The organism is Xenorhabdus sp. PB30.3 (assembly GCF_963895965.1).
GTDB lineage: Bacteria > Pseudomonadota > Gammaproteobacteria > Enterobacterales > Enterobacteriaceae > Xenorhabdus > Xenorhabdus stockiae.
This window is the reverse complement of record NZ_CAWQMW010000077.1, coordinates 1-2634: the sequence shown is the minus strand read 5'-3', so window position 1 is coordinate 2634 and position 2634 is coordinate 1. Positions and strand designations below refer to the sequence as shown.

Annotated in this window: 3 protein-coding genes; 2 read left to right on the top strand and 1 reads right to left on the bottom strand. The window is 49.5% G+C overall.

What is annotated here, in order from left to right; translation table 11 throughout:
- The first annotated feature begins 570 nt into the window (after positions 1 to 570).
- Complete coding sequence (locus AACX38_RS05520) at positions 571 to 1635, top strand: RHS repeat-associated core domain-containing protein (protein WP_304957227.1); 1065 nt, start codon at positions 571 to 573, stop codon at positions 1633 to 1635.
- A 3-nt stretch (positions 1636 to 1638) separates the two neighbouring features.
- Positions 1639 to 2097, top strand: coding sequence for an SMI1/KNR4 family protein (locus AACX38_RS05515; RefSeq protein ID WP_228865871.1), 459 nt, complete (start codon positions 1639 to 1641; stop codon positions 2095 to 2097).
- A gap of 91 nt (positions 2098 to 2188) precedes the next feature.
- Here the strand turns inward: AACX38_RS05515 and AACX38_RS05510 are convergent, their stop codons facing one another.
- Positions 2189 to 2509, bottom strand: a complete 321-nt coding sequence (locus AACX38_RS05510; RefSeq protein ID WP_228865870.1) for a SymE family type I addiction module toxin — start codon at positions 2507 to 2509, stop codon at positions 2189 to 2191.
- Positions 2510 to 2634: the final 125 nt, after the last annotated feature.

Sequence of the window (2634 nt, the reverse complement as noted above, 5' to 3'; positions counted from 1 at the left end):
CCCCCGCTGCACTGGCTGCGCCCGGCTCGCAGTCGCTGTGCTCCTTGCTCGTTACCGTGCTCGCCATCTCCGCCCCGTGCAGCCCCCGCGGGGGGCTTCCCTTGAGTCAAGCATCATCATCAAAACCGAGCTAGATCCTGAGCTTCAGTGCCTGAGAGCGTCGCAATGCGCCGCTTGCGGGTTCTCTGCCACCCGCTCCCGCAGAACGTGCGCCCACCGCCCAAACAAGTTGGTCGGCGTTCGCCCGTTGCCAGAAGTGAAAAGCCTCACAAAATCAATCTGTCCAGCCCATCACAAAGAAAAAGTGACGCTATACTGCACAACGGCTGACGGTGGTCACAGGGCAAAAACGCACCTCGGCGTTTTCAGTTCGCGGCGGTGGGCGAAACGGGTAAAAACAGTTCTTTAATAAGCTGATAATCAAGGTAAAAATCACGTAAAAAAGTATGACTGCACCCGGACCCGTCTGAGGATGGCCTCAATGAGATAGACGGGGAACGGCTGTACCAGAAAGGCCACCGGTTACGCCAGCTCGGCCAGCACCTGTTCGAGTATGATGATGCCGGGCGGATGACCGCGATGCAGTTGTGGCAGGAAGGCCACCGCCCGCAACTGACCAAGTTCCGCTGGAACAGCCAGAACCAGCTTATCGGGGTGCAAACCCCGGGCGGCCAGCAGTGGGACTATCGCTATGATGCCTTTGGGCGGCGCATGGAGAAGGTGTGCGAACGGGCGGGGCTACGCACCACCTACCTGTGGGACGGGGACGTGCCGGCGGAAATCCGCGAGTACCGGCATAACCGCCTGTACAGTATCCGCCATCTGGTGTTTGACGGCTGGCAGTTGCTGGTGCAGCAGGTGCAGTTTTTTAGCCTGAACCCGGAAAACCGGCATGAACTGATCGCCGGAAAGGTGCAGACGCAGTACGCGGTCTGTGCCCCCACGGGCGAACCGCTGGCGTTGTTTGATGAAGCGGGGCACCGGGTCTGGCGCCAGCCACCGCAAAGCCTGTACGGGCTGCGTCTGGGGGTGTTGGGAGAAAATGCCGAACTGAATCCGGGCTTGAAGTTCGCCGGGCAGTGGCTGGATGAGGAGAGCGGGCTGGTCTACAACCGGTTCAGGTATTACTCACCGGTGGCGGGGCAGTATCTGACGCCGGATCCGATTGGGCTACTTGGAGGAGAAAATCTATATTCCTATGTTGGGAATCCCACGGGATTTATTGATCCATTGGGTTTATCTGGCCTTGATATAATTAGGAATATGGTTAGGAAGGTGAAAGGCCGCTTACCAATTAATAGCAAGTACGCCGGACAGGTATACCCTGCGAGTGAGTTGCCAGTTGCAATAAGAAATAAATATCCACATGGTGTGCCGTTTACCAAAACAGGCTTTCCTGATTTTTCTCGATATTCTATTAAGAATGTAAGAATTGAGCTTGGGAAAAACCGAACTATTGATTTTGCTAGGGCAGATGCGGCCGTAGGATATAGCAGAAGTAATCCTCGACCAACTGGATATACGTGGCACCATCACCATGATTCGGGTTATATGCAGTTAATCCCAACAGATATACATAGCAAAGTAAAACATACCGGTGGAGTAGCAACGAGAAAATGTCCAAAGGGAAAATAAATTATGGTTGCCAATATTATTGATTTTAAAGGCTCAATTGATGAAAGCGCAGTTACTAATTTTGAAAATGAGATAGGAAACTCTCTTCCAAATGACTATCGTAATTTTCTGAAAAAATATAATGGAGGCTATCCTGATCCTGATGCTTTTCTCTTTTTAAATGATGAAGAAGATGGCTCATCTGTTGATCGGTTTCTTAGTTTAGGGTGTGAGAAACATCATGATCTCAGAAATTATTTTATTGACTATAAGGATAGAATTCCTCTTGATTTTTTGCCCATAGCTCATGATCCAGGTGGTAATTTGATATTGATTTCTTTATCAAACGATAATCCTGGGGTGTTTTTCTGGGATCATGAATTTGAAGCAGATGAAGGTGAATCGCCAGATATGAGTAATGTTCATCTCATAAGCCATACATTCACTGATTTTTTATCAGCGTTATATAAGTTAGAGATTTAGATTTATAGTACTGGAACGATGTAATAATCCTTCGTTATTAGATTTAATTGTCCGGCTAATTAACTTGCCGGACAATTAATTACTCTTGCTTTTATCCTGCCTGATAATCCCCAATCAGCTCCTGCATCCTGAGCTTAATTTCACTGAGCTGGTCTTGCTGGCGCTGGTACTGTTGCCTGATGGTGCGGGTGTCGTCACTGTCAGGGATCAGCACAATGCAGCCATCCATAATTTTGACGGTGAGTGTGCCACCAATCTCAAAGCCAGCCGCCTTAAGCCACTGCCCTTTAAGATGGATCGCAGGCGGGGCGTTGGCCTTGTCATTTTGCGGCACGTATCCCACGGTGTAATAACGTTCTGTTTTGGCGGCTTTATTTACCGCGTGGTTTTGCTTAGAATGCGCTTTAGCCATCATTCAACTCCTTGTTAGTTGCTTGTGGTGAGCGGTGTTGGCAGGGGGCTACCTGCCATCACCGCGTTATCTCTTCGCTTATTCCTTACTGCTTTCAATCACGGTATCTAACATCTCAGAAACAA